The organism is Ammonifex thiophilus, from assembly GCF_003368535.1.
Lineage (GTDB): Bacteria > Bacillota > Desulfotomaculia > Desulfotomaculales > Ammonificaceae > Ammonifex > Ammonifex thiophilus.
In genome coordinates this window covers 1-255 of sequence record NZ_QSLN01000095.1, presented here as the reverse complement: position 1 = coordinate 255, position 255 = coordinate 1, and the positions used below count along the sequence as shown (strand labels likewise).

At 65.5% G+C, this 255-nt stretch carries 1 protein-coding gene; it reads right to left on the bottom strand.

The window, feature by feature from the left end; genetic code table 11:
• A partial coding sequence (locus DXX99_RS11225; RefSeq protein ID WP_165847855.1) for an RHS repeat protein occupies positions 1-255 on the bottom strand: 255 nt, incomplete at both ends.

Below are 255 nucleotides of genomic sequence, written 5' to 3'. Positions count from 1 at the left end.
AGCTGCCGGTACCAGGCGTCGTGGGTGTAAGTCTTCATGTGGCCGCTGCGGTCGTACCACGGTACCGGCCGCCGGGTCTTCATAATAGGCGAAGCGGGTGACCCGGCCGGGCGTCCCGCCCTCCTGCGAGATAACGCGCCCGCAGTCGTCATAAGTGTTGCGGAAGATCTGCCTGCCTTCGGCATCGAAGGCCGCCAGCACCCTCCCCTCCCGGTCGTAGGTGTAGGTAAAGGTGTAGCCCGCGGCATCGGTCAG